We start from the raw sequence: 23,033 nt of genomic DNA on the forward strand, positions 1-23,033 counted from the left end.
GGGCCCTCGGGGTCCGGACCGGCGGGGGTGGCGGTCACCGGGTCTCCGGTGGCGGGACGAGGCTTCCGCCCTTCCCCCCCCCCCCCACCCCCGGCCGCCGTCAGCCGGCCAGTTCCTCGCGCAGCAGGCGGGCGGCGCCGACCAGGCTCTCCAGCGAGGCCCGGGTCTCCGTCCAGCCGCGGGTCTTCAGCCCGCAGTCCGGGTTGACCCAGAGCCGCTCCGCCGGGATCGCCGCCAGGCCCGCGCGCAACAACGAGACGGCTTCGTCGGTACTGGGGACGCGCGGGGAGTGGATGTCCCAGACGCCGGGGCCGACCTCGCGCGGATAGCCCGCCTCGGCCAGCTCGCCGGCCACCTCCATGTGGGAGCGGGTGGCCTCCAGGGAGATGACGTCCGCGTCGAGTTCGTCGATCGCCGTCATGATCGCGCCGAACTCGGCGTAGCACATGTGGGTGTGGATCTGGGTGTCCGCGCGGACGCCGGAGGTGGCGAGGCGGAAGGCCTCGGTGGCCCAGGCCAGGTACGCCGGGCGGGCGGCGGCCCGCAGCGGGAGGGTCTCGCGCAGCGCCGGCTCGTCGACCTGCACGACGGCGGCGCCGGCCGCCTCCAGGTCGACGACCTCGTCGCGCAGGGCGAGGGCCACCTGCCGGGCGGTGTCGGCGAGCGGCTGGTCGTCGCGGACGAAGGACCAGGCGAGCATGGTGACCGGGCCGGTGAGCATGCCCTTGACCGGGCGGTCGGTCAGGCCCTGCGCGTAGCCGAACCAGTCGGTGGTCATCGGGTGCGGACGGGAGATGTCCCCGGCCAGCACCGGCGGGCGCACGTACCGGGTGCCGTACGACTGGACCCAGCCGTGCCGGGTGGCGAGGTAGCCGGTGAGCTGCTCGGCGAAGTACTGGACCATGTCGTTGCGCTCGGGCTCGCCGTGCACCAGGACGTCCAGCCCGGCCTTCTCCTGGTAGGCGACGACCTCGCGGACCTCCGCCTCCATCCGCTCCCGGTAGGCCGGGGCGTCGATCCGACCCGCCGTCAGATCGGCGCGGGCGGTGCGCAGTTCGGCGGTCTGGGGAAAGGAGCCGATGGTGGTGGTCGGCAGCAGCGGCAGCCCGAGCCGGGCGCGCTGGGCCTCGGCCCGCTGCGGGTACGCCTGGGCGCGCCGGGTGTCGTCGGCGGTGACGGCGGCGGCGCGGGCGCGCACCGCCGGGTCGCGGGTGATCGGGGAGTTGGCGCGGGAGGCGAGGTCGGCGCGGTTGGCGGCGAGCTCGGCGGTGATCGCGCCGGTGCCCTCGCGCAGGCCCCGGGCGAGCAGTGCCGCCTCGCCGGCCTTCTGTCGGGCGAAGGCCAGCCAGCGGGCGATCTGCGGGTCGATGTCGCGCTCCGCGGCGGCGTCGATCGGCACGTGCAGCAGCGAGCAGGACGGCGCCACGTCGACGGTGCCGGCGAGGCCGAGCAGGGTCGCCAGGGTCGCCAGTGACTTCTCCAGGTCGTTGATCCAGATGTTGCGCCCGTCGATCACCCCCGCCACCAGCCGCTTGCCGGGCAGGCCGCCGGCGGCGGCGAGGTCCTCCAGGTTGGTGGCGGCCGGGCCGGTGAAGTCCAGCGCCAGGCCCTCGACCGGGGCCTTGGCCAGCACCGGCAGCGCCTCGCCGAGCCGGTCGAAGTAGCTCGCGACCAGCAGCTTGGGCCGCTCGGTGAGACCGCCCAGCTCGCGGTAGGCGCGGGCGGCCGCGTTGAGCTCGGCCGGGGTGCGGTCCTGCACCAGCGCGGGCTCGTCCAGCTGCACCCACGCGGCGCCGGCGGCACGCAACTCCGCCAGCAGCCGGGCGTAGACGGGCAGCAGCCGGTCCAGCAGGGTGATCGGCTGGAAGTCGGCGGCCACCCCGGGCGCCGGCTTGGCGAGCAGCAGGTAGCTGACCGGCCCGACCAGCACCGGCCGGGCGGCGTGGCCGAGCAGCAGCGCCTCGCGCAGCTCGCCGACCACCTTGGCCGGGTTCGCGGCGAACACCGTGTCCGGGCCCAACTCAGGTACCAGGTAGTGGTAGTTGGTGTCGAACCACTTGGTCATCTCCAACGGGGCGACGTCCTGGTTGCCGCGCGCCATCGCGAAGTACCCGGCCAGCGGGTCGGCGTCGACCGCCTCCCGGTGCCGCGGCGGGATCGCGCCGACCGCCACCGTGGTGTCCAGCACGTGGTCGTAGAGCGAGAAGTCGCCGGTCGGCACCTCCGCGACCCCCGCCTCGACGAGCTGCGCCCAGTTCGTCCGACGCAGGTCGGCGGCGGTCGCCAGCAGCGCCTCGGCCGCGACCGCGCCCCTCCAGTACCCCTCGATCGCCTTCTTCAATTCACGGCCCCGGCCCTGACGGGGGTATCCGTGGGCGGTGGCGACGCTCGCCGCGGCTGCGGACTTCGTGGTCAAGGGACTCTCCTTCGCGAGTCTGGATCCTCAAGTGCCCGGTGACGGCACGAGGACGCGAAGGGATGACGGACCGGACGGACGACCGCACCCGTGCGCGGCTCCGCCCGATATGGTCGCCGACCCGCCCACGAGGTCACCGGATGGCCGCGCGCGAACGCTCGCGCACGGGCAGTGGCAGGTCTTCGGACTCGCGGGCACACCCACCTCGGCCGAAACCGGGGCGGACACCTACTGGCCGTCGCTTCCCAGACCCGTCCCGGGTCCAGTGCGTATGACGGCGGTCGTTCCCACTCACCGCTGCGGGGCAGTCCCGGATTCCCACCGGGTTCCCTCTTGCGACGCGCCTGCCTGGCGGACAGGGCGAACCAGCTGCACCGCCAGCTTAGGGGCAAACCGTCGGCGTCGAGGCGGAAATCTCGCAAGGCGTCCGCGTGGTGAGACGCGGGCTCCGCGCCCGGCCCCGGGCGGCGCACCCGGGGGCGAACGGCAGAATGGCTCCCATGCGGCACATCTTCGTCATCGGCATCGGCGCGGGCGACCCCGACCACCTCACCCTGCAGGCGGTCAAGGCGATCGGTCGCACCGACGTCTTCTTCATCCTCGACAAGAGCGAGGAACGGCAGGACCTGATCGCGCTGCGTCGCCGGATGCTGGCCGACCACGGACGGCCCGGGCACCGCGTGGTCGCGGCGCCGGACGCCGAACGGGACCGCGCCACCCCCGCGTACGCGGCCGCCGTGGACGACTGGCGCGTCCGCCGCGCCGATCTGGTCGAACGGCTGGTCGCCGAGCACCTCGGCCCGGGCGAGAACGGCGCCTTCCTGGTCTGGGGCGACCCCGCCCTCTACGACAGCGTCATCGCCGTGGTGGACGACGTGTCGAACCGGGGCGGCGTGCCCTTCGCGTACGAGGTGGTCCCGGGCATCAGCAGCGTCTCCGCGCTCGCCGCCCGGCACCGCACCACATTGACCCGGGTCGGGCGGCCGGTGCAGATCACCACCGGCCGCCGCCTCGCCGAGGGTTTCCCCGAGGGGGTGGACGACGTGGTGGTGATGCTCGACGGCCGGGCCGCCTTCGCCGGGATCGACCCCGAGGGGCTGGAGATCCACTACGGCGCCTACCTCGGCACCCCCGACGAGGTGCTCGTCTCCGGTCCGCTCGCCGAGGCCGCCCCGCGCATCCGCGAGCTGCGTGAGCGGGCCCGGGAGCGCAAGGGCTGGATCATGGACACCTACCTGCTGCGACGCTCGGACGGCTGACCCGACGCCTGCCGGAAGTCCGACGGCCGGCCGGCACGCCCGGCGCCCGGCGATCCGGGCGTCGCCGACGGCGATGGCGATGGCGATGGCGGAACAGTTCCCGAACAGCCCGCACGATCGGCGTGCGGGCCTGCGGAGAACGGAGACTGACGGACCGTCAAGGGCAGTGGGTCCCGGCGGTCGGCAACACGGCAGCACGGCGGAACGGCGGAACGGCGGAACGGCGGAACGGCGGAACGGCGGAACGGCGGAACGGCGGAACGGCGGAACGGCGGAACGGCGGAACGGCGGAACGGGAACAGCGGCCCGGACTCATGCGTGCCCGTCTCCGTCCTCGCGGAGAACACGGACCACCCGCGACCGGTGTCCCGACTCCCGGATCCACGCCCGCCGCGTCGGGCGGCAGCCCTCAGTCCAGGAGCTTCGCCACCACCCGGTCGAGCGCGCGGAGGTCCTCCGGCGGCAGCGCGAGCAGCGCGTCCGGCGGCGTGGCGAGGATCCCGGTGGCGAGCGCGGCCTTGGCCTCGCCCTCCTCGGTGAGGTGGACCAGCTTGGAGCGCCGGTCCGCCGGGTTGGTGATGCGCTCGGCGAGCCCGCGCCGCACCAGGTCGTCCACGATGACGCTGGTGTACGGCGGGTCGGCGGTCAGCCGCTCGGCCAGCTCCCGCAGGGTGATCGGGCCGGCGGCGAGCCGGCGCAGCGCCCGGACCCGGCTGAAGCTCATGCCGAGGGCTTCGGCGACGGTCCTGCGGCGGTCGTGGCGCTCCAGCACGAGCGCGTACATCCCCTGCCAGACCCGGGCCGCCGTCGCGGCGTCCGTCCCGCTCCCCTCCGGGTGCCCACCGGTGTCGAGGCGCTCCATCAGGCGTCCACCGTCTCCTTCGTCTCCGTGCTTCCCTCGGCCGCCTCCTCGGCGGCGAGCCGCCGCGCCGTGCGCTCGGCCGTCGCCCGGGCCCAGCGGCCGGAAGTGAGCGTACCGGTGACCAGCACGGCGGCGCCGCAGCCGGCGATGATCCACCATGCCGTCCGGGCCGCCCCGGTGAAGGCCGCCGGGTCCGCGAGGGCGCTGCCGGCCATCAGCGCGCCGGTGACCGCGACGCCCAGGGACTGGCCGACCTGTCGGCTGGTGGAGGCCACCGCCGCCGCCACCCCGGCCTGCGAGCGGGGCATCCCGGAGACGGCGATGTTGGTGATGGGCGCGTTGACCAGGCCGAAGCCGGTGCCGAAGAGCAGGAAGGCGAGGACCAGCAGCCAGGTCGGCAGGTGCTCGGAGTAGCCGACCGCCTGGAGCACGGCGCTCGCGGTCAGTGCCGCCCCGGCCAGCAGCAGCGGCGTGCGCGGCCCCCGGGCGGCCACCATCCGGCCGGACAGCGGCGCGGTGAGCAGCGACATGACCGCCATCGGCAGCATGAACAGTCCGGCGTGCAGCGGGTCGAGCCCGCGGACGTCCTGGAGGTACAGGGAGGTGAGGAAGAGGAAGCCGCCGAGGCCGGCGAAGGCGGCGACCGCGATGACGGTGGCGCCGGAGAAGGGCGCGGAGCGGAAGAACCGCAGGTCGATCAGCGGGTCGGTGCGCCGGGGTTCGTACCGCAGCAGGCCCAGCAGCGCGCCCAGGGAGGCCGCCGCGCAGCCGAGCACCACGGGCGAGGTCCAGCCGCGCTCCGGCGACTCGATGATCGCGTAGGTGAGGGCGGCGAGCACGACGACGACCAGCAGTTGGCCGACCGGGTCCACCCGGCGGGTGCGGGCCGCCCGCGACTCCGGCACGTAGCGGGTGGTGAGGAAGAGCGCGGCCAGGCCGATCGGGACGTTGATCCAGAAGATCGCCCGCCAGCCGGCCGACTCCACCAGCGCCCCGCCGATGATCGGCCCGGCGGCCATGCTGATGCCCACCACGCCGCTCCAGACGCCGATCGCCCGGGCGCGCTGCCGGGAGTCGGTGAAGGTGTTGCTGATGATCGACATGGCGACGGGGTTGAGCATCGATCCGCCGACCGCCTGGAGCATCCGCGCCGCGATCAGCCAGCCGAGCCCGGGGGCCAGGCTGCACAGCAGGGAGGCCGCGGTGAACACCACCAGTCCGATCCGGAACACCCGGCGGCGGCCGATCCGGTCGGCGGTCGAGCCGGAGAGCATCAGCAGGCTCGCCAGCACCAGGGTGTAGGCGTCGACCGTCCACTGCAGGCCGGACACCGTGGTGTCCAGGTCGCGCCGGACGGCGGGCAGGGCCACGTTCAGGATGGTGTTGTCGAGGCTGACGATCAGCAGGCTCATGCAGCAGATGGCGAGCACGAGCCAGGGCCGCGGTCGAGCGGCATCGGGCATGACGAACGCTCCAGAGTTAGTTGTATTGTTGTAATCATTGTGATGCTACAACTAATCCGGGCGGCGACTCCACCCCCGACCGGCCCTGGACAGCGCGACGGCCGCGCCCCGCCGATCTCCTCGACGGGGCGCGGCCGCTGGGGGCCCGCGGATCAGGCCTTCTTGACCACGCCGGACTTGAGCTGCATGGCGCCGAAGCCCTCGATGCGGCAGTCGATGTCGTGCCCGTCGACGCCGTCCACCAGGCGGATGTTGCGGACCTTGGTGCCGGCCTTGATGCCGGAGACGCTGCCCTTGACCTTCAGCGCCTTGACCACCGTCACGGTGTCGCCGTCGCTCAGCACGTTGCCGACGGCGTCCTTGATCACGCGCTCGCCGGCCGGCACGCCGGCCTGGTCACCGCCGCCGGGCACCCACTCGTGGGCGCACTCGGGGCAGACCATGAGGGCGTTCATCTCATAGGTGTACTCACTGGAGCACTGCGGACACGGGGGAAGGTTGTCGCTCATGTGTTCAGGATATCCAGCTGTCCGGAGCTGGTCCGGGCACGAGTGAGGAGGTCAGCAGGGGTGCCGGCACCGGTCGGCCGCCGCTTCCGATGGGCACGGGGTCATGGCCGGCGGCCGCGTCCGCCCGGCCTTCCCCGCCCGCCTCCGCCGCCGGGCCGTCACCCGCCCAGCGGCGCGGGCAGCGGACGGGAGTGCAGGACGTCCAGCCGGGAGACCGCCCGCGTCACCACCACGTACAGCCGGTGCAGGCCGCGCGCCTCGGCCTCCACGATGGCGGCCGGCTCCAGCACCACCACGTGGTCGTACTCCAGCCCCTTCACCAGCGAGGCCGGCAGCACCGTCACCCGCGCAGTGGTGCCGACCTGTTCGGCCGCCCCGGTCGGGATACCCGCCGCGAGCAGCGCCTCGGCGGCCTCCGCCACCGCGCCGTCCGCCGCGATCACCGCGATCGAGCCCTCGCGCTCCAGCGCGGCCCGCACCGCCGCGACCGCCGCTCCGCCCAGGCCGCCCCCGGCCACCCGCCGCACCGTCAGCTCCCCGTCCTGCCGCAGCGACACGGCCGGCGGCACGTCCACGTCCAGCGCGCCCAGCAGGGTGTTGGCGAGGGCCGTCACGGCGGCCGGGACCCGGAAGCCGGTGGTCAGCGGCACCACCGCGGCCTGCGGCTTGCCCAGGTGGGCGAGCTGCTCGGGCCAGCTTCGGGCGGCCCACGGGGCGGTCGCCTGGGCGAGGTCGCCGAGGACGGTCAGGGAGCCGAAGGCGCTGCGGCGGGCGATCGCCCGGCACTGCATCGGGGAGAGGTCCTGGGCCTCGTCCACCACGACGTGGCCGAAGCCGGCCGGGCGCTCGATCAGGCCGGCCACCTCGTCCAGCAGCATCAGGTCGTGCTCGGACCACTTGGCGCTCTTCGCCGAGCGCGGCGGCCGGCGCCACAGGATCGCCGCCTGCTCCTCGGGGCCGAGCACCCCGTCGGCGGCCTCGGCCAGCAGGGCGGAGTCGCTCAGCAGCGCGGCGACCACGGCCTCCGGGCGCAGATTCGGCCAGGCCGCCTCCAGGAAGGCGGCCACCGGCCCGCAGCGGCCGATCTTCCGCGACCAGGCGCCGGACCGGACGCCGGTCCGCCGCTCGGCCTGGTCCTGGAGCATCGCCACCACCCGGGTGCGCAGGCTCTCCCGTCCGATCGCGTACGGCGGCGCCTGCTCGCGCAGTTCGGCGACCGTCCGTTCCAGCCGCTCCGGGGGCACCCGCCACCGGTAGGAGCCGTCCGGTACGACCAGCGGCTCCGGGCCCGTCGCCCGGATGCGGCCGTACAGCGCCCGGCGCAGCACCATCGCCATCCGCGCATCCTGCTTGACCGCGGCGGCCCGCCCGTCGTCCACGGCGGCGACCGGCCGGGTGGCGACCAGGTCCTCGACGGTGCGCTGGGTGACGTCGATCTCGCCGAGCGCGGGGAGCACCTCGGCGATGTAGCGCAGGAAGGTCCGGTTGGGGCCGATGACCAGCAGGCCGCCGCGCTGGATCCGCTGCGGGAAGCTGTACAGCAGGTACGCGGCGCGGTGCAGCCCGACCGCGGTCTTGCCGCTGCCGGGCGCGCCCTGCACGCAGACCGACTCGCTCAGCTCGCCCCGCACCAGCACGTCCTGTTCGGGCTGGATGGTGGCGACGATGTCCCGCATCGGGCCGGTGCGGGGCCGCTCGATCTCGGCGGCCAGAATGCCGCCGGCACCACCCGCGCCACCGTCCGCCGCGCCGTCGCCCGCCGCGACGCCCACCGCCGGGCCGTGCCCGCCGTCCGCGCCGAGGGGTTCGTCCTCCAGCCCGGTCAGCTCCTCCGGCGCGCCCAGGCTCCACGGCGCCCAGCCGAACCGGCGGCGCCGCGCGAGCCCGAGCGGGGCGTGGGCGCTCGCCCGGTAGAACGCCCGGGAGACCGGGGCCCGCCAGTCGACCACCAGCGGCGGCACCGTCGGGTCCTCGGAGATCCGCCGGCGGCCCACGTAGTAGTGCTGCCGCCGGTGCTCCCCGGCCTCCGCGGTGTCGGCGAAGTCGAGGCGGCCGAAGAAGGACGGGCTCTCCGGCAGCTCCTTCATCCGCTTGGCGCGGGTGCGCAGGTATCGGCCGAGCGCCTCCGCGCTGGCACCGTCACCGGAGACGTCCTCCGCGGCGACGACCTGGTGGCCCGCGTCCTCGACCTGCCGGGCCGTCGCGACCCGGCAGACCTCGACGTAGGCCCGCTCCCGTTCCAGTTCGCCGTCCAGGTTCCGGATTTTCGAGGTCATCGTTCGCGCCCCTTCCCGCACAACGGGCTCGTCCGCCGTTCGGAGTCCAGCATAACTTAACTCAGTAAAAATACTTACTTGGTTGCTGCTCCAGGGGGCGGCTTCGGCCCGGGCGCCTCAGGACACCAGGGGCGCCTCCTCCAGCTCGGTCAGCGTCACGGTGCACAGGCCGCCGCGCTCCGCCCGGACGTCGGTGACCTCCAACTGCGTGCCGGGCAGCAGGATGAACTCCTCCTCGCCGGTGAACGCCGAGAAGTTCCTGATGCCGGCGGCCCGCACCGGACGCACCTCGAACAGCGTCCGCTTGCCCCGGCTGCCCAGGAAGGACCGCGCGACCCCGAGCTCGGAGGTGCAGGAGGAGACGCCCCACCACGTCACCGTCCTCCCGAGCGGGTACTGCCGCCGCAGGTCCAGCGAGACCCCGCGCCACAGCGGCGCGGTGCGGACGGGCAGTCGCGACACCGCCGCGAACAGCAGCCGCAGGTACGGCAGGTAGGGCACCAGCCGGCTGCGGTCCGGCGAGCGCAGCACCGCGTTGATCTCCCGGTAGAACGCGGACTCACAGGTGTACAGGTACAGCGCGGCGATCTCGTCGGCGGACAGGCCGGTGGCCGCCTCGTCCGCCCGCCGCTTGCCGAAGTCGTGCGACAGCGACACGTGCCGGTCCAGGCCGCGCAGCAGCTCGGCGACCGGCGACACCGCCTCCCGGAAGCCCGTCGGCGGGGTGTCGAACACACCGGTGATCGCCGGCAGGACGAGGCCCTCGTCCTTCACCCCGGCGAGTCGGTCCAGGTAGAGCTGGTGCAGCTCCATGGTGGAGGCGATGAAGGCACCCATCCGCTCGGCGACCCCGGCCTCCGCCCCGCCACCCTGCACCGACGGCGCGTTCCACCCCGTGCTGGGCAGCCAGTCGACCTCGTCGGCGCCGAGCGAGGCCAGGGCGGCGTTCACCGTGGCGAAGTGCTCGCCGTCGCAGAAGATGTCGCCCTGGGCCGCCGGGTTGGCGTGGTCGATGTGGCGGACCTCGACCTCGGGGTACTTCTCCTGCAGTCGCAGCACGACGTTCTTCAGGCTGCGGGCGTGCGCGCCCCACCAGGCGAAGACCACGTAGCGGTCCTCCTCGGCGGCCCGCTGCTTGGCGCGGAGGATCTCCTCGACGATCCGCTCGGCGACCGGCCGCCAGAACCCGGTGTGCTCGTCCGGCCCCATCGCGCCGTCGCTGCTCGCGGTGAGCGCCGCGTTCAGCAGCAGCACGCCCTGGGTGAGCATCGCCTGGAACCACTCCGGCGGCTGGACCGTCTCCTGCTTCTTCAGCAGCGCCCGTATGTCGGCGATCGGCGTCTTCTTGGGGATGCCGTACTTCCACATCGCCGCGGCCTTGATCAGGCAGCGGATGCTGATCACCCGGCCGAACTGGCTGTCCTTCCAGTCGTGGAAGGTGTTGTCGAACATCGCGATGCCGGTGGCGCTCTCCGGCCGCGGGTACGGGTTCTGGCCGAAGACGACGACCTTCCACCGGTGCGGCGCGTGCGGCTTGAGCGCCTGGAAGGTCAGCTCGCGGACCGGGACGACCTCCGGGCCGCGGCCCGGGCCGATGAACGAGGCCGCACCGGGCTGCGCCTCGATCACCGGCTTCAGCAGCGGCAGCCACGGCTCGCCGCCGCCGGTGAAGAGGTCGGCGAGGGCGAGCGGGTCGTTCGGGTCGGGCTGGGTGGCGGGGGTGTCGACAGCGCTCATGGTGGTGCGACTCCGGCTGGTCGGGACCGTACGAATTTCAGACGAACGGCAGGTGATGGACCGTCAGCTTCCCTGGCGGACACCACAGTCCTACCAGCAGGGTCCGACAGTCCGGCCCGCGCCGACCGGCCTCCGACCGGCGCGGGCGAGGTGCCGACGGGGTGCCGACAGGGTGCCGACGGGGCCCGGACGGATTGTCAGTGCCGGGCGCTAGCTTCGTCGGTGTCACCAAGGAACCGGCCCACCGGGCACCCCCGACCGACAGGAGCCCAGCATGACCACGGACCGCACCGAGCCGCCGCTCAAGGTGGTGCTGACCGACCTCAACGCGACGGTCGTGGAGTCCTGGCGGGCGGCCTTCGCCGACGTCCCCGGGATCGACATCCGGCACGCCTCGCTGCTCACCGCGAAGGCGGACGCCTGGGTCAGCCCCACCAACTCCCGCGGCCGGATGGACGGCGGGACGGACGCCGCGATCAAGCGCCACCTGGGCGCGGGCATCCAGCTGCGGGTCCAGAAGGCGATCCGCGAGCAGCACGCCGGCAGCCTCCCGGTCGGCAGCGCGGTCTGCGTCCCGTCCGGCGCCGTCAACCCGGCGTTCCTGATATCGGCCCCGACCATGCGGACCTCCTCGCAGAACGTCAGCGAGACCTTGAACGTCGCCCTGGCCTGCGCCGCCGCCTTCCAGGCCGTCCACCGGCAGAACCGGCTGCGACCGGGCTCGATCCGGTCCGTCGCCCTGGTCGGCATGGGCGCCGCGACGGGCAAGGTCCCGCCCCGGGTCTGCGCCAACCTGATGTGGTCCGGCTACACCCTCTTCAACGACCACCACTTCGAGGACGACGACGACCTGCGCGCCACCGTCCTGGCCCAGTTGGACGACCTCGAAAAGGCGCCCGCCACCGAGCGGGTGCGCATCGTGCCGCCCGCACGCCGCGGTTCGCCCGCCCGCCGGGGCTGACCCCACTCCGGAGCGGGCCACCCGCACCGCCGCCCGCCACCCACCGCCGCACGGCCGCCGTGCGGCGGTGCCGACTCCGCCCCGCTCTCCCCCGGCCGCCCGCCCCGCCCGTCCCGCGCGCCCTCAGCCCGCCGTGAGCGCCAGCCGGATCCAGCGCTCGGACTCGGCGACCGCCAGCCCCACGTCGAAGACCTTCGGAGCGGCCGCAGCCTGCACCACCAGCCCCTTGAGCAGCCCCACGAAGGCCAGCGCGAAGGCGCCCGGGTCCACGCCGGGGCGCAGCTCGCCGTCCCGCTGCCCCTGCCCGACCACCTCGGCCGCCCACTCCCGGGTCCGGGCGTCCAGCTCCGCCACCGCGGCGGTCAGCTCCGAGGCCCCGGCGAGCGCCTCCGCGCCCAGCACCACGAAGGCCCGGCCCAGGTCGGTCGGGTTGCGCACGCCCTCCAGACAGCCGCGCGCGAACCCGCACAGCTCGTCCACAGCGCCCGCCCCGCTGCGCTCCGGCGCGGCCGCCGCCATCGCCTCGGCCAGCGCCGCCTCCTGGAGCCGGGCGAGCAGTGCGGCCTTCGACCCGAAGTAGTGGGTGGCCAGGCCCCGGCTGAAGCCCGCCTCCTCCCCCACCCCGGCCAGCGTGACCCCGGTGCTGCCGTGCTCGGCGATCAGCCGGGCGGCGGCGGCGATCAGCGCGGACTCGGCCCGGGCCCGCCGTTCGGCCTGGGTGCGGCGCGCGGGCGCCTCCCGGAGCGTCCCGGGTCCGCCGGTTCGGCCCTCATCGTGCGTAGACATGCCACCATGCTACGGTGAACTTGCTTGTTGGATAACAAGTAACTTCCGGAGCGGCGGACACTCCCCGGCCCGCCGCCCCCGCGAGAAGGGAAGTCCTGATGACCGCCACGATGCTCGCCGGCCGGCTCGACGTCGCCAAGGGCGCCTTCGCCGTGGAGGAGGTCCCCGTCCCGGCGCCCGGTCCGGGCGAGGTGCTGATCAAGGTCGAGGCCGCCGGCGTCTGCCTCTCCGACGTCCACCTGATCGAGGGCATGCTCAAGCCGCTCTTCCTCAAGGGCGACAAGGTCACCCTCGGCCACGAGGTCGCGGGCACCGTGCACACCCTCGGCGAGGGCGTGACCACCGCGGCCGTCGGCGACCGGGTGCTGCTGCAGGCCGGCGAGAACCGCGACGGCGTCGTGCACACCCGCGGCGTGGACTACGACGGCGGCTGGGCCGAGTACGCGCTCGCCACCGCCACCACCCTGGTGCCCATTCCGGACGAACTCCCCTTCGAGCAGGCCTGCTTCATCCCCGACGCGGTCTCCACCCCCTGGGCCGCCATCACCGCCACCGGCGCCGTGCGGCCCGCCGAGGCGGTCGGCGTCTGGGGCGTCGGCGGCCTCGGCGCCCACGGCGTGCAGCTGCTGCGGGCCATCGGCGCCTTCCCGATCGTCGCCGTCGACCCGCTGCCGGCCGCCCGTGAGCGCGCCCTGGCCTTCGGCGCCGACGCGGCCCTCGACCCGACCGACCCCGCGTTCGCCCAGCTGCTGCGCGAGGCCACCGGCGGCCGCCCGCTGTCCGCCGCCTTCGACTTCGCCGGGGTCGCCCCGGTGCGCGAGCAGGCCATGGCCGCCCTGGGCGAGCACGGCCGCCTGGTGCTGGTCGGCCTCACCGACAAGCCGCTGACCGTCACCAACGGCACCCTGGTCAGCTACCTGCGCCAGCAGATCCGCGGCCACTACGGCTCCGAGGGCCAGGACGTCGTCGACCTGGTCAACCTGGTCCGCGGCGGCCGGCTCGACTTCTCCCGCTCGGTGAGCGGCACCTTCCCGCTGGCCGAGGCGGCCCGCGCGGTGGAGGCGCTGGAGCGCAAGGAGGGCAACCCGATCCGCCTGGTGCTCAAGCCCTGACCCGGCCCCGCCGACCCGGCGCCGCACCTCCGGACTGAGCCCGGCGGGTGCGGCGCCGCCTTTCCCCGGCCGCTCCACCGCCGGGACCCGCGGCACCGGGCCCGGCACCGTCGCCGCCACCTCGGCCGGCTCCCGGGACAGCACCGCCCGCACACCCCGACCCCGCGCCTCGATCCCGAAGCCCGGCCTCGCACCTCGACCCCGCAACCCGCAACCCGCAACCCGCAACCCGAACGCCCCAACTCCGCGCCCCCGCACAGAAAATGGCATGCACGCCACTAGCCAACCGGCCAGTAGCACCCCTACCGTCGACTCTTCCGTGAGACTTCGACGGAGGAGTCCGCCTTGCGTTCACGCCAGCGCCCCCGCCCCCGCTCCCTCCGACTCCCGGCCGCCGCCCTCGCCTCGGCCCTGCTCGTCACCGCCGCCCGGACCACCAGCCCCACCGCCACCGCCGCCCCCACCCCGGCGACGACCGCCGCCGCCAACGACTACTGCGGCGGCCACTGCGCCGACATCCTGCCGCCCGGCGAGAACGGCAACGCCACCCTCGCCGACATCCTGCTCAACCGGGCCTTCGGCACCCGCCCCGCGCACACCGACGACCAGCTCGGCCCCTACGCCGCCCTCGCCTCCGGCTACCCCGGCCTGACCGAGGCCAAGCTGCGCGACTTCTTCAACGACGCCTCCTTCGGCGTCCCCGCCGACCAGGTGGCGAGCACCACCAGCCCGCGCCCGGACGTCACCATCGTGCGCGACAAGGCCACCGGCGTCCCGCACATCTCCGGGACCACCCGCTACGGCACCGAGTTCGGCGCGGGCTACGCCGCCGCCCAGGACCGCCTCTGGGTGATGGACCTCTTCCGGCACGTCGGCCGCGGCCAGTTGTCCGGCTTCGCGGGCGGCGCCGCCGCCAACCGCCAGCTGGAGCAGACCTTCTGGCAGGCCGCGCCGTACACCGAGGCGGAGCTGCAGCAGCAGATCGACGCCATCGCCGCCCGCGGCGGCCGGGCCACCCAGGCACTCGCCGACGCCAACGCCTACCTCGACGGCATCAACCAGTACGCCAAGGAGTCCTACAACGCCCGCACCTTCCCCGGCGAGTACGACCTCACCGGGCACATCGACCCGATCACCAACGCCGGCTCGATCGAGCCGTTCAAGCTGACCGACCTGGTGGCCCTCGCCTCCGTGGTCGGCGCGCTGTTCGGCTCCGGCGGCGGAGGCGAACTGGCCTCCGCCCAGGTCAAGTCGGCCGCCGAGGCCCGGTACGGCAAGGACGCCGGGGACGCGGTCTGGAAGTCGCTGCGCGAGGCGGACGACCCGGAGGCCGTCCAGACCCTGCACGACGGGCAGAGCTTCCCGTACGCGACCGTCCCGGACCAGCCGCAGGGCACGGCGCTGCCGGACCCCGGCTCGGTGGTGCCCGAGCGGGTCGTCTACGACGCCACCGGCTCGGGCAGCTCCGCCACCACCAAGGCGAACGGCGTCCTGCCCGGAAACCTGCTGACCGCCAAGCACGGCATGTCCAACGCCCTGCTGGTCTCCGGCGCGCACACCGACGACGGCCACCCGGTGGCCGTGTTCGGCCCGCAGACCGGCTACTTCGCCCCGCAGCTGCTGATGCTGGAGGAGATCCAGGGCCCCGGGATCAGCGCGCGCGGCGCCGCCTTCGCCGGCCTGAGCTTCTACGTGCAGCTCGGCCGCGGCCAGGACTACGCCTGGAGCGCGACCTCCGCCGGTCAGGACATCACCGACACCTACGCCGTCCCGCTCTGCACCACCGACGGCTCCCCGGTCACCACCGCCGCCAACTCCTACCTGTGGCACGGCCAGTGCCTGCCCTTCGACCGGCTGGAACGCAAGAACGCGTGGAAGCCCACCACCGCCGACTCCACCCCGGCCGGCTCCTACACCCTGGTGATGTACCGCTCCAGGTACGGCCTGGTCAGCGCCCGCGGCACCGTCAGCGGCGCGCCCGTCGCCTTCACCTCGCTGCGGTCCACCTACCGGCACGAGGCCGACTCCATCATCGGCTTCCAGGAGCTGAACGACCCGGGCGCGGTGCAGGGCGCGGCGGGCTTCCAGCGGGCCGCGCAGGACATCAACTACACCTTCAACTGGTTCTACGCCGACTCGCGCGACATCGCGTACTACAACTCCGGCAGCAACCCGGTCCGCGCCCCCGGGGTGGACCCGGGGCTGCCCGTCCAGGCCCAACCCTCCTACGAGTGGGCCGACTTCGACCCGGTCGCCAACACCGCCCGGTACACCCCGGCGGCCGAGCACCCGCAGTCCGTCAACCAGGACTACTACATCTCCTGGAACAACAAGCAGGCGAACGGCTTCACCTCGGCCGGTTTCGGCAACGGCTCGGTGCACCGCGGCAACCTGCTGGACGACCGGGTCAAGTCCCTGCTGAGGAACGGCGGCAGGGCGAGCCGGGTCTCGCTCACCCAGGCCATGGAGAGCGCCGCCCTGGCCGACCTGCGGGCCGAGGACGTGCTGCCCGACCTGATCCGCGTGCTGCGCAGCGCGCCCGTCACCGACCAGGCCGCCCTCACCGCCCTGCAGCAGCTGGAGGCCTGGCTCGCCAACGGCGCCCTGCGGAAGGAGACTTCGGCGGGCAGCCACGGCTACGCGGACGCCACCGCGATCCGGGTGATGGACGCCTGGTGGCCGCTGGTCGCCGAGGGCGTCATGCGGCCCGGCCTCGGTGACCCGCTGTTCGGCGCGCTGACCGGCGCCCTCCAGATCAACGAGTCCCCCTCGGGCGGGCAGACCGGCTCGGCCACCGGCCCGGTGAGCGCCAACGAGGCCATCCCGCACAAGGGTTCGGCCTTCCAGTACGGCTGGTGGAGCTATCTGGACAAGGACCTGCGCGCCGTCCTCGGCGACCAGGTGGCCGGCCCGCTGGCCCGGCCGTTCTGCGGCGGCGGCGACCTCGCGGCCTGCCGGACCGTCCTGCTGAACACCCTGAAGCAGGCCGCCGCCCAGACCTCCGCCCAGGTCTACCCGGGCGACGCGGACTGCTCGGCCGGCGACCAGTGGTGCGCCGACACGATCATCCAGCGACCGCTGGGCGGCGTGACGGACGACAGGACCACCTGGCAGAACCGCCCGACCTACCAGCAGGTGGTCCAGTTCCCGAGCCACCGCTGACCGACGCGGCCGGTGCCCCCGGCGAGGGGCACCGCCCGCCGGTCACTCCGCCGCGCCTCGTCCACCGCGTCGACCATCGCCCGTACGCCACTGTCCATCGCGACCCCCTCGCCCCTTCGCTCCTCCGGTGTACTCCGCGAGCCTTCCCACCCCGCCCCCCACTCAGACCCGACCCGACGCGCGGCCCGCGGGAACTGCCCCTAGCGTGGTCCGGGGACCGCCCGACCACCCCCGGGCCGAGACCCGGGCCCCGCACCAGGAGGCATGCCGACCATGACCGCCAACCTCTCCGAGCTCACCGGCGACTACGTCCTCGATCCCACCCACACCCGGATCGGCTTCGTCGCCCGCCACGCCATGGTGACCAAGGTCCGCGGCGCGTTCCACCGGTTCGAGGGCACCGCCCACCTCGACGGCGGCAACCCGTCCGGTTCCTCCGGCCAGGTGGTGATCAAGGCCGAGAGCATCGACACCGGCGTGGAGCAGCGCGACCAGCACCTGCGCACCAACGACTTCCTGGACGCGCCGAACTTCCCCGACATCACCTTCCGCTCCACCGCGGTCGAGGTGCGCTCCGGCACCGACTACCGGGTCACCGGGGACCTGACCATCAAGGACACCACCCGCCCGGTCACCATCGACTTCGAGTACACCGGCAACGTCGTCGACCCGTACGGCAACCTGCGGGTGGGCCTGGAGGGCTCGGTCACCATCAGCCGCAAGGAGTACGGCGTCACCTGGAACGCGGCACTGGAGGGCGGCGGCGTCCTGGTCGGCGACAAGGTCGTCCTGGAGTTCGACATCTCGGCGGTCCGCCAGGGCTGACTCCTCCCCCGAACGGCCGGAACCGGTACCGCCACGGACGGGTTCCCGCCGCGGCCCGCCAACCGCCGGACCGCACGGCGGCCGCCCGGCTAGTCTCCTGGCATGTCAGCAGAAGACTCCCTCGCGACCGGCCAGCGCTCCCTCGGCGACCCCGCCCTCGACTACCCGCTCTGGCCGCCGCTCACCGCCGGCTGCCCGCGCACCGGCACCGAGGACGTCTCCTACCCCGTCGAGGTCGACTACGCCTACGACAAGGCCGACCCGGCGGGCCTGTTCGCCCCCGCCCCGGTGCGCGGCGGCCTGGAGCGCTGGGCTCCGCTGCTGCCCCCGCTGCTCGCACCGGGTCTGGGCGAGGGCGCCACCCCGACGGTGGAGATCGAGCCCGGGGTGTACGTCAAGGACGAGTCCCGCAACCCCACGTGGAGCCACAAGGACCGGCTGAACCGCTGCACCACCAGCGCGGCCGTGGGCGTCGGCGCGCCGGGCCTCGCGGTCGCCTCCTCCGGCAACCACGGCGCCTCGGCCGCCGCCTAGGCCGCCCGCGCCGGACTGCGCTGCGTGGTGTTCACCGGCCCGGACCTGCCGCCGAACGTCGACGCCTTCCTCAACGCCTACGGCGCGGTGGTGCTCCCGGTGCCGTGGGAGGCCCGCTGGCCGCTGCTGCGCCAGGCGGTCGACCGGCTGGGCCTGCACCCGGTCAGCAACCTGACCACCACCCACACCGGGCACGCGTACGGCCCCGAGGGCTACAAGACCGTCGCGTACGAGATCTTCCAGGACGTCGGCCTGCCGAGCGCGGTGTTCGTCCCGACCGGCTATGGCGAGTTGCTGTTCGGCGTCTGGAAGGGCTTCACCGAGCTGCGCCGGCTGGGACTGACCGACCGCGTTCCGCGCATCCACTCCTGCGAGACGGCCGCCTCCGGGCCGCTCGCCCTGGCGATCGCCGAGGGCCTGCCGGCCGCCCGGGTGACGGTCGGCCCGAGTGACGCGTACTCGATCGCCTCCCCGGTCAGCGGCTACCGGGGCGTGCTCGCCGTCCGGGAGAGCGGCGGCCGGGCGCTGACCCTGGACGACGCTCAACTCGCTGACGCCCAGCGGGAGCTGGCCCGGGCCGGGCTCTGGACGGAGCTGTCCTCGGCGGCCGGCCTGGCGGGGCTGCGCAGCCTCGGCGAGCCGGACCTCGCCGAGGGCCCGGTGGTCTGCGTGTCGACCTCCAGCGGCTTCAAGGACAAGGGCGTCGGCACCGGTCGGACCGAGCCGGTCGCCCCCGACTGGGAGGCGGTCGCCCGCCGCCTGCGCGCGGCCGGAATCACCGGCTGAGCCCGGTCCTTCACCGCCGCGAGGCCCGCTGTTCGCCCGCCCGCCCACGCTCGTAGGGTCTCCGTAGGGTCGGTGTTCGCCGAGCGCCAGCAGGCTTGCACTCTCCGTCAACTCCCGTCACCTGCCGAAGGGTAGCCACCGTGTCGCGTTCCCTCCGCCGCCTGCTGCCGCTCGCCGTCGCCGTCGCGGCGGTGCCCGTGCTCGCCCTGCCCGCCCTCCCGGCCGGCGCGGTCACGTACGGCACCCCGACGATCACCTTCTCGGCCGGATACCTGTCCGGCGCGGTCGGCGCCACCGGCGACCCGACCGTGACCGTGACGGTCGCCCAGTCCGGCGCCGCGGCCTCGGCGCTGACCGTCGCCGCCTCGGCCACCACCCGCAGCTCCGTGGCCCGCACCGGCGACGTCACGGTGACCGGCACCGGCGGCACCCGCACCCTGGCGGTCGCCGCCCAGGGCGTCGGCTACGCCGACCTCACCGTCAAGGTCACCGGCCTCGGCGGCAAGAGCGCCACCCGCACCCTGCACTACGCGGCCTCCCCCGCCGTGCAGTCCTCCGCCACCAGCCGCTACCTGACCGGCTCCAGCGACGCCTCGGCCGCCGTGGACGCGGGCGGCGGCTACATCGTGGTCGGCGACGACGAGTCCAACACCCTGCGCCTGTACGACCGCGACAACTCCGGTGCGCCGATCCGCACCTGGGACTTCAGCTCGGCCCTCGGCGTCTCCAAGGAGATCGACATCGAGGCCGCCACCCGGGTCGGGAACACCATCTACTGGACCGGCTCGCTGGGCAACAACAAGGACGGCGTGGTCAAGCCCGACCGGCACACCGTCTTCACCACCACCGTCACCGGCTCCGGCGCCGACACCCAGCTGTCCCTGGCCGGCTCCTACGACGGCCTGCGCGACGACCTGATCGGCTGGGACAACGCCCACGGCAAGCGCTACGGCTTCGCGGCCGGCGCCGCCGACGGCCAGGCTCCCAAGCAGATCGACGGGTTCAACGTCGAGGGCCTGGAGTTCGCCCCCGGCAGCACCAGCACCGCCTACATCGGCTTCCGCGCGCCGCTCACCCCGGCCGTCACCGGCGGCCGGGCGCTGCTCGTCCCGGTCACCAACCTCCCGTCCCTGCTGAACGGTTCGGCCGCGCACGCGACCTTCGGCGACCCGGTCGAGCTGGACCTCGGCGGGCTGTCCGTCCGTGACATCCGGCGCAACGACCTCGGCCAGTACCTGATCGTGGCCGGTTCCTGGGCCGCCGAGGACAACTCCGCCCCGTACGCGCTCTACCGCTGGAACGGTCAGCCCGGCTCCGCCCCGACCAAGCTGATCGACCTGCCGACCAGCGACTACGGCGCCTGGGAGGCCCTCCCGAACGTCCCGGACCTGGACGCCCCCGGCGCCCGCGCCCAGCTGATCACCGACGACGGCTCCGCCGACCTCTACAACGACGGCACCGCCGCCAAGGACCTCACCCACCCCGAGTGGAAGAAGTCCCGCAGCACCTGGTTCACCCTGAACTGACCGTCCCGCACCGGTCGCGCGCCGGGGCCCTTCGGCACATCCGCCGAAGGGCCCGCGGGCGTCCTGGAACGAACACGCTCAGAGTTCGACCAGCACCTTCCCCTTGCTCGCCGACCGGTCCCGGTAGAGGCCGCGGTAGGCCGCCGGGATGCTGTCGAACCCCCGGTGCACCGTCTCCTGGTAGGTCAGCTCCCCGCTGCGGACCAGCGCCCCGAGGTCCCGCCGCAGGGCGGCCCAGTTCTCCTCGGTGAACCACTCCAGCGAGAAGATGCCCCGGATCGTGGTGCGCGGGAACATGATCATCGGCAGCAGCCGCGGCCCCGCCCAGTCCCCGCCGACCTGGCTCCCCCACTGCCAGCAGACGGCCACCCGGCTCTCCACCGCGAGCATGCCGAAGACCACGTCGGTCAGCGTCCCGCCGAGGCTGTCGAAGTAGCGGTCGATGCCCCCGGGAGCCAGCTCGGCCAGCTCCTTCTCCAGCCGCTCCGGCGCGTCGCCGTCGCGGTACAGCAGCACCCCGTCGAAGCCCAGCTCCCACAGCCCCGCCGTCTTCTCCGGCGACGCCGTGGTCCCGATCACCCGTGCGCCCCGGTGCTTGGCCAGCTGCCCGACCAGCGAGCCGACCGCCCCGGAGGCGCCGCCGACCAGCACCGTCGCCCCGGGGCGCACGTCCAGGAACTTCTCGACCGTCCCCCAGGCCGTCATCCCGGGCCCGCCCAGGATGCCGAGCGCGGTGGACAGCGGCAGGTCCTCGTCGTAGTCGGCCGGATCCAGCCGGCGGAAGGCCGGGAAGACCATCGGGAACGTCCCGGTCTGCCAGAGCCTGGGCGCGCCGTTGCTGACCAGGTGGCTGCGCCAGCCGCCGAAGCCCTGCACCAGGTCGCCCGCCGCGAAGCGCGCGGCGGGCCCGGCGTCCAGCACCTCCATGATCGAGTCCGCGCCCATGTGGTCGCCGATCGGCGTGTCCAGCGCGATGCCCTGGAGGTACGGGTCGACCGAGACGTACCGGGTGCGCAGCAGCATCTCGTCCGCCGCGAGCCGGACGTCCAGCTCCTCCACGACCTTCCGGTACATCCGCTCGACGTCCGGCACGCCGTCCACGTGCTCCCCGACGACCCACTTCTCGATCCTCACGAGGTGACTCCAAACTGGCGGTCGGCGGGGCCGACCGGTTCGATGAGCACGGTGGGCAGCGGTGCGCTGTCGTCCACCTCCGCGGTGAAGGGCTTGCCGTCGTCCCGGCAGATGAACTGGACGACGTGCCGGCCGGCCGCCGCCGCCCGGATCAGTCCGCCGGTGGTCGCCCAGACCCCGGAGAGGTAGAAGTTCGCCAGGCCGGGCAGCCCCGGGCCGTTGCGCTTGACCTCCTCCTCCAGCGTCTCGCCGCTCTCCACGAAGGGCTGCCAGCCCAGCACCGTCCCGTTGTAGTTGCCGGTGTAGCGGACCTGGGTGAGCGGGGTGGAGACGTCCTTGACGGCCACCGCCTCCCGGAGCCCGGGGTGGTGGCCGTCCAGGAACTCGACGATGGCGTCGCGCACCCGGCGCTTCTGCCGCTGGTACTCCCGTCCCCGGCCGACCGGCAGGGTGTGCAGTTCCTCGCCGCGCCGCACCCGGGGCTCCTGCTCCGGCCCGGTGCTCAGTTCCCGCCAGGGTTCGATGTCGCAGAAGTAGCTGGCGTACACCACGGTGGTGTCGGCGGGCGACAGTTCCGGGTAGTGCCGGCTGCGGAACTGGACGTTGATGCTCGGGTGCCGGATGCCGGTGAGCCGTTCGGCGACCTCGTCCTCCAGCAGGTAGGTGGTGCACGGGTCCCCGGCCGGGAAGGGCCGGCGCAGGCCGAGGAAGACGGTCACGTAGCCGGGGAAGACCATGCCCGGCTCGGTGATGGTCTGGGTGTACAGCCGGCGGTAGGTGTCGCTCAGGTAGCGGCCCTTGAGCAGGTCCATCATGGTGGTCCGGCCGTCGCAGGCGGCCACCACGATGTCGGCCCGCACCTCCTGGCCGTCGCTCAGCCGCACCCCCACCGCCCGGTCGCCCTCGATCAGGACCTCGGTCACCTTGGTGTTGTACGTGATCTCGCCGCCCAGCCGCAGGTAGCGCTGCTCGATCGAGTTGGCCAGCCCCAGCGAGCCGCCCTCCGGCACCCCGGCCGACTGGCCGGCGTGGCAGGCGAGCTGGAAGTAGTTGGGCAGCACCGGGAAGTTGGGGTGCTTCTCGTACAGGATGAAGTTGAAGGCCTCGCGCAGCAGCGGGCTCCTGAACTTCGCCGAGTAGTCGCTCATCAGCACCGTGATCGAGCGCCGGATCACGTTGAAGTACGGCAGGAAGGAGGCGAGCATCCGCGTCCGCTCCCACCGGCCCATCAGCCCGACCGGCTTGAGGAAGGGGTAACGGGCCAGCGCCAGACGGAACTTGCGCAGCCCCGCGCAGAACTGCCGGATCTGCCGGGCGTCCTCCGGGGCCAGTTCCAGCAGGTGGGCCTCCAGCCGGTCGGGGTCGGAGTAGAAGTAGACCGCCCCGCCGTCCCGGGTGCGCACCACGTTGAAGACGTCGAAGTTGCGCATCCGCTTGCCCTGCAGCGCGCCGAGTTCGAGCCAGATCTGGTGCATCTCGTTGCCCGGGCCGCTGCCCAGCAGCCAGCTGATGCAGCAGTCGAAGGTGAACTCCCCGCGGTCCCAGCCGGTGCAGCAGCCGCCGGGGATCTCGTGCATCTCCAGGATCCGGGTGCGGTAGCCGTTCATCCGCGCGAAGCAGCCGGTGGACAGGCCACCGAGCCCTCCGCCGATGATGACCATGCTCTGCCGGCCGCCGGTCGTCGT

General features: G+C 73.8%; 15 protein-coding genes, 1 pseudogene and 1 riboswitch. Of the genes and pseudogenes, 7 read left to right on the top strand and 9 right to left on the bottom strand.

The features are described 5' to 3' along the window. Positions 1 to 100: 100 nt before the first annotated feature. Positions 101 to 2,416 (bottom strand): 5-methyltetrahydropteroyltriglutamate--homocysteine S-methyltransferase, encoded by a 2,316-nt coding sequence (gene metE / locus ACFVGO_RS04495; protein WP_380630841.1) that lies wholly within the window; start codon positions 2,414 to 2,416, stop codon positions 101 to 103. A 155-nt stretch (positions 2,417 to 2,571) separates the two neighbouring features. Then, positions 2,572 to 2,801: riboswitch (cobalamin riboswitch) on the bottom strand. Between the two features lie 115 nt (positions 2,802 to 2,916). Between metE and cobF the strand changes: the two genes are divergently transcribed. After that, on the top strand, positions 2,917 to 3,675 hold the full coding sequence (gene cobF / locus ACFVGO_RS04500) for a precorrin-6A synthase (deacetylating) (RefSeq protein ID WP_359898325.1): 759 nt from the start codon (positions 2,917 to 2,919) through the stop codon (positions 3,673 to 3,675). Between the two features lie 409 nt (positions 3,676 to 4,084). Here cobF and ACFVGO_RS04505 read toward each other — a convergent pair whose 3' ends face one another. The 5 genes from ACFVGO_RS04505 to ACFVGO_RS04525 form a co-directional block, all read right to left on the bottom strand. Next, on the bottom strand, positions 4,085 to 4,537 hold the full coding sequence (locus ACFVGO_RS04505) for a MarR family transcriptional regulator (RefSeq protein ID WP_359898326.1): 453 nt from the start codon (positions 4,535 to 4,537) through the stop codon (positions 4,085 to 4,087). Beyond that, the gene (locus tag ACFVGO_RS04510) at positions 4,537 to 6,000 is read right to left on the bottom strand and encodes an MFS transporter (protein ID WP_380630842.1); all 1,464 of its coding nucleotides are present in this window, start codon (positions 5,998 to 6,000) and stop codon (positions 4,537 to 4,539) included. The genes ACFVGO_RS04505 and ACFVGO_RS04510 overlap by 1 nt, the downstream gene beginning before the upstream one ends. Before the next feature lie 152 nt (positions 6,001 to 6,152). Beyond that, complete coding sequence (locus tag ACFVGO_RS04515; RefSeq protein ID WP_359898328.1) at positions 6,153 to 6,509, bottom strand: zinc ribbon domain-containing protein YjdM; 357 nt, start codon at positions 6,507 to 6,509, stop codon at positions 6,153 to 6,155. A gap of 158 nt (positions 6,510 to 6,667) precedes the next feature. Beyond that, positions 6,668 to 8,785, bottom strand: a complete 2,118-nt coding sequence (locus ACFVGO_RS04520) for a HelD family protein (protein WP_380630843.1) — start codon at positions 8,783 to 8,785, stop codon at positions 6,668 to 6,670. A gap of 117 nt (positions 8,786 to 8,902) precedes the next feature. Continuing rightward, the gene (locus ACFVGO_RS04525; RefSeq protein WP_380630844.1) at positions 8,903 to 10,522 is read right to left on the bottom strand and encodes an ADP-ribosyltransferase domain-containing protein; all 1,620 of its coding nucleotides are present in this window, start codon (positions 10,520 to 10,522) and stop codon (positions 8,903 to 8,905) included. 274 nt (positions 10,523 to 10,796) lie between these two features. On the opposite strand from ACFVGO_RS04525, the gene ACFVGO_RS04530 reads away from it, so the two are divergent. Further along, positions 10,797 to 11,483: a macro domain-containing protein gene (locus ACFVGO_RS04530; protein ID WP_359898331.1), complete on the top strand. Its 687-nt coding sequence runs from the start codon at positions 10,797 to 10,799 to the stop codon at positions 11,481 to 11,483. Positions 11,484 to 11,606: 123 nt separating this feature from the next. On the opposite strand, the gene ACFVGO_RS04535 is transcribed toward ACFVGO_RS04530, so the two are convergent. Continuing rightward, positions 11,607 to 12,269: a TetR family transcriptional regulator gene (locus ACFVGO_RS04535; protein WP_359898332.1), complete on the bottom strand. Its 663-nt coding sequence runs from the start codon at positions 12,267 to 12,269 to the stop codon at positions 11,607 to 11,609. 98 nt (positions 12,270 to 12,367) lie between these two features. Here ACFVGO_RS04535 and ACFVGO_RS04540 point away from each other — a divergent pair, with 98 nt between their 5' ends. From ACFVGO_RS04540 to ACFVGO_RS04560, 5 genes and pseudogenes are all read left to right on the top strand, one after another. Then, on the top strand, positions 12,368 to 13,381 hold the full coding sequence (locus tag ACFVGO_RS04540) for a zinc-binding dehydrogenase (protein ID WP_359898333.1): 1,014 nt from the start codon (positions 12,368 to 12,370) through the stop codon (positions 13,379 to 13,381). Between the two features lie 345 nt (positions 13,382 to 13,726). Continuing rightward, positions 13,727 to 16,543, top strand: a complete 2,817-nt coding sequence (locus ACFVGO_RS04545; protein WP_380630845.1) for a penicillin acylase family protein — start codon at positions 13,727 to 13,729, stop codon at positions 16,541 to 16,543. Between the two features lie 273 nt (positions 16,544 to 16,816). Next, positions 16,817 to 17,368, top strand: coding sequence for a YceI family protein (locus ACFVGO_RS04550; protein ID WP_359898343.1), 552 nt, complete (start codon positions 16,817 to 16,819; stop codon positions 17,366 to 17,368). A gap of 102 nt (positions 17,369 to 17,470) precedes the next feature. Continuing rightward, a pseudogene (locus tag ACFVGO_RS04555) lies at positions 17,471 to 18,688 on the top strand (pyridoxal-phosphate dependent enzyme). A 140-nt stretch (positions 18,689 to 18,828) separates the two neighbouring features. Further along, positions 18,829 to 20,214 (top strand): hypothetical protein, encoded by a 1,386-nt coding sequence (locus ACFVGO_RS04560; RefSeq protein WP_380356937.1) that lies wholly within the window; start codon positions 18,829 to 18,831, stop codon positions 20,212 to 20,214. A gap of 78 nt (positions 20,215 to 20,292) precedes the next feature. Here the strand turns inward: ACFVGO_RS04560 and ACFVGO_RS04565 are convergent, their stop codons facing one another. Both ACFVGO_RS04565 and ACFVGO_RS04570 read right to left on the bottom strand, forming a co-directional pair. Beyond that, positions 20,293 to 21,348, bottom strand: coding sequence for an NADP-dependent oxidoreductase (locus tag ACFVGO_RS04565; protein ID WP_359898336.1), 1,056 nt, complete (start codon positions 21,346 to 21,348; stop codon positions 20,293 to 20,295). Next, complete coding sequence (locus ACFVGO_RS04570) at positions 21,345 to 23,009, bottom strand: NAD(P)/FAD-dependent oxidoreductase (RefSeq protein WP_359898345.1); 1,665 nt, start codon at positions 23,007 to 23,009, stop codon at positions 21,345 to 21,347. The genes ACFVGO_RS04565 and ACFVGO_RS04570 overlap by 4 nt, the downstream gene beginning before the upstream one ends. Between the last annotated feature and the right edge of the window lie 24 nt (positions 23,010 to 23,033).

Source organism: Kitasatospora sp. NPDC057738 (genome assembly GCF_042798815.1).
Classification (GTDB): Bacteria; Actinomycetota; Actinomycetes; order Streptomycetales; family Streptomycetaceae; genus Kitasatospora; species Kitasatospora lactacystinica.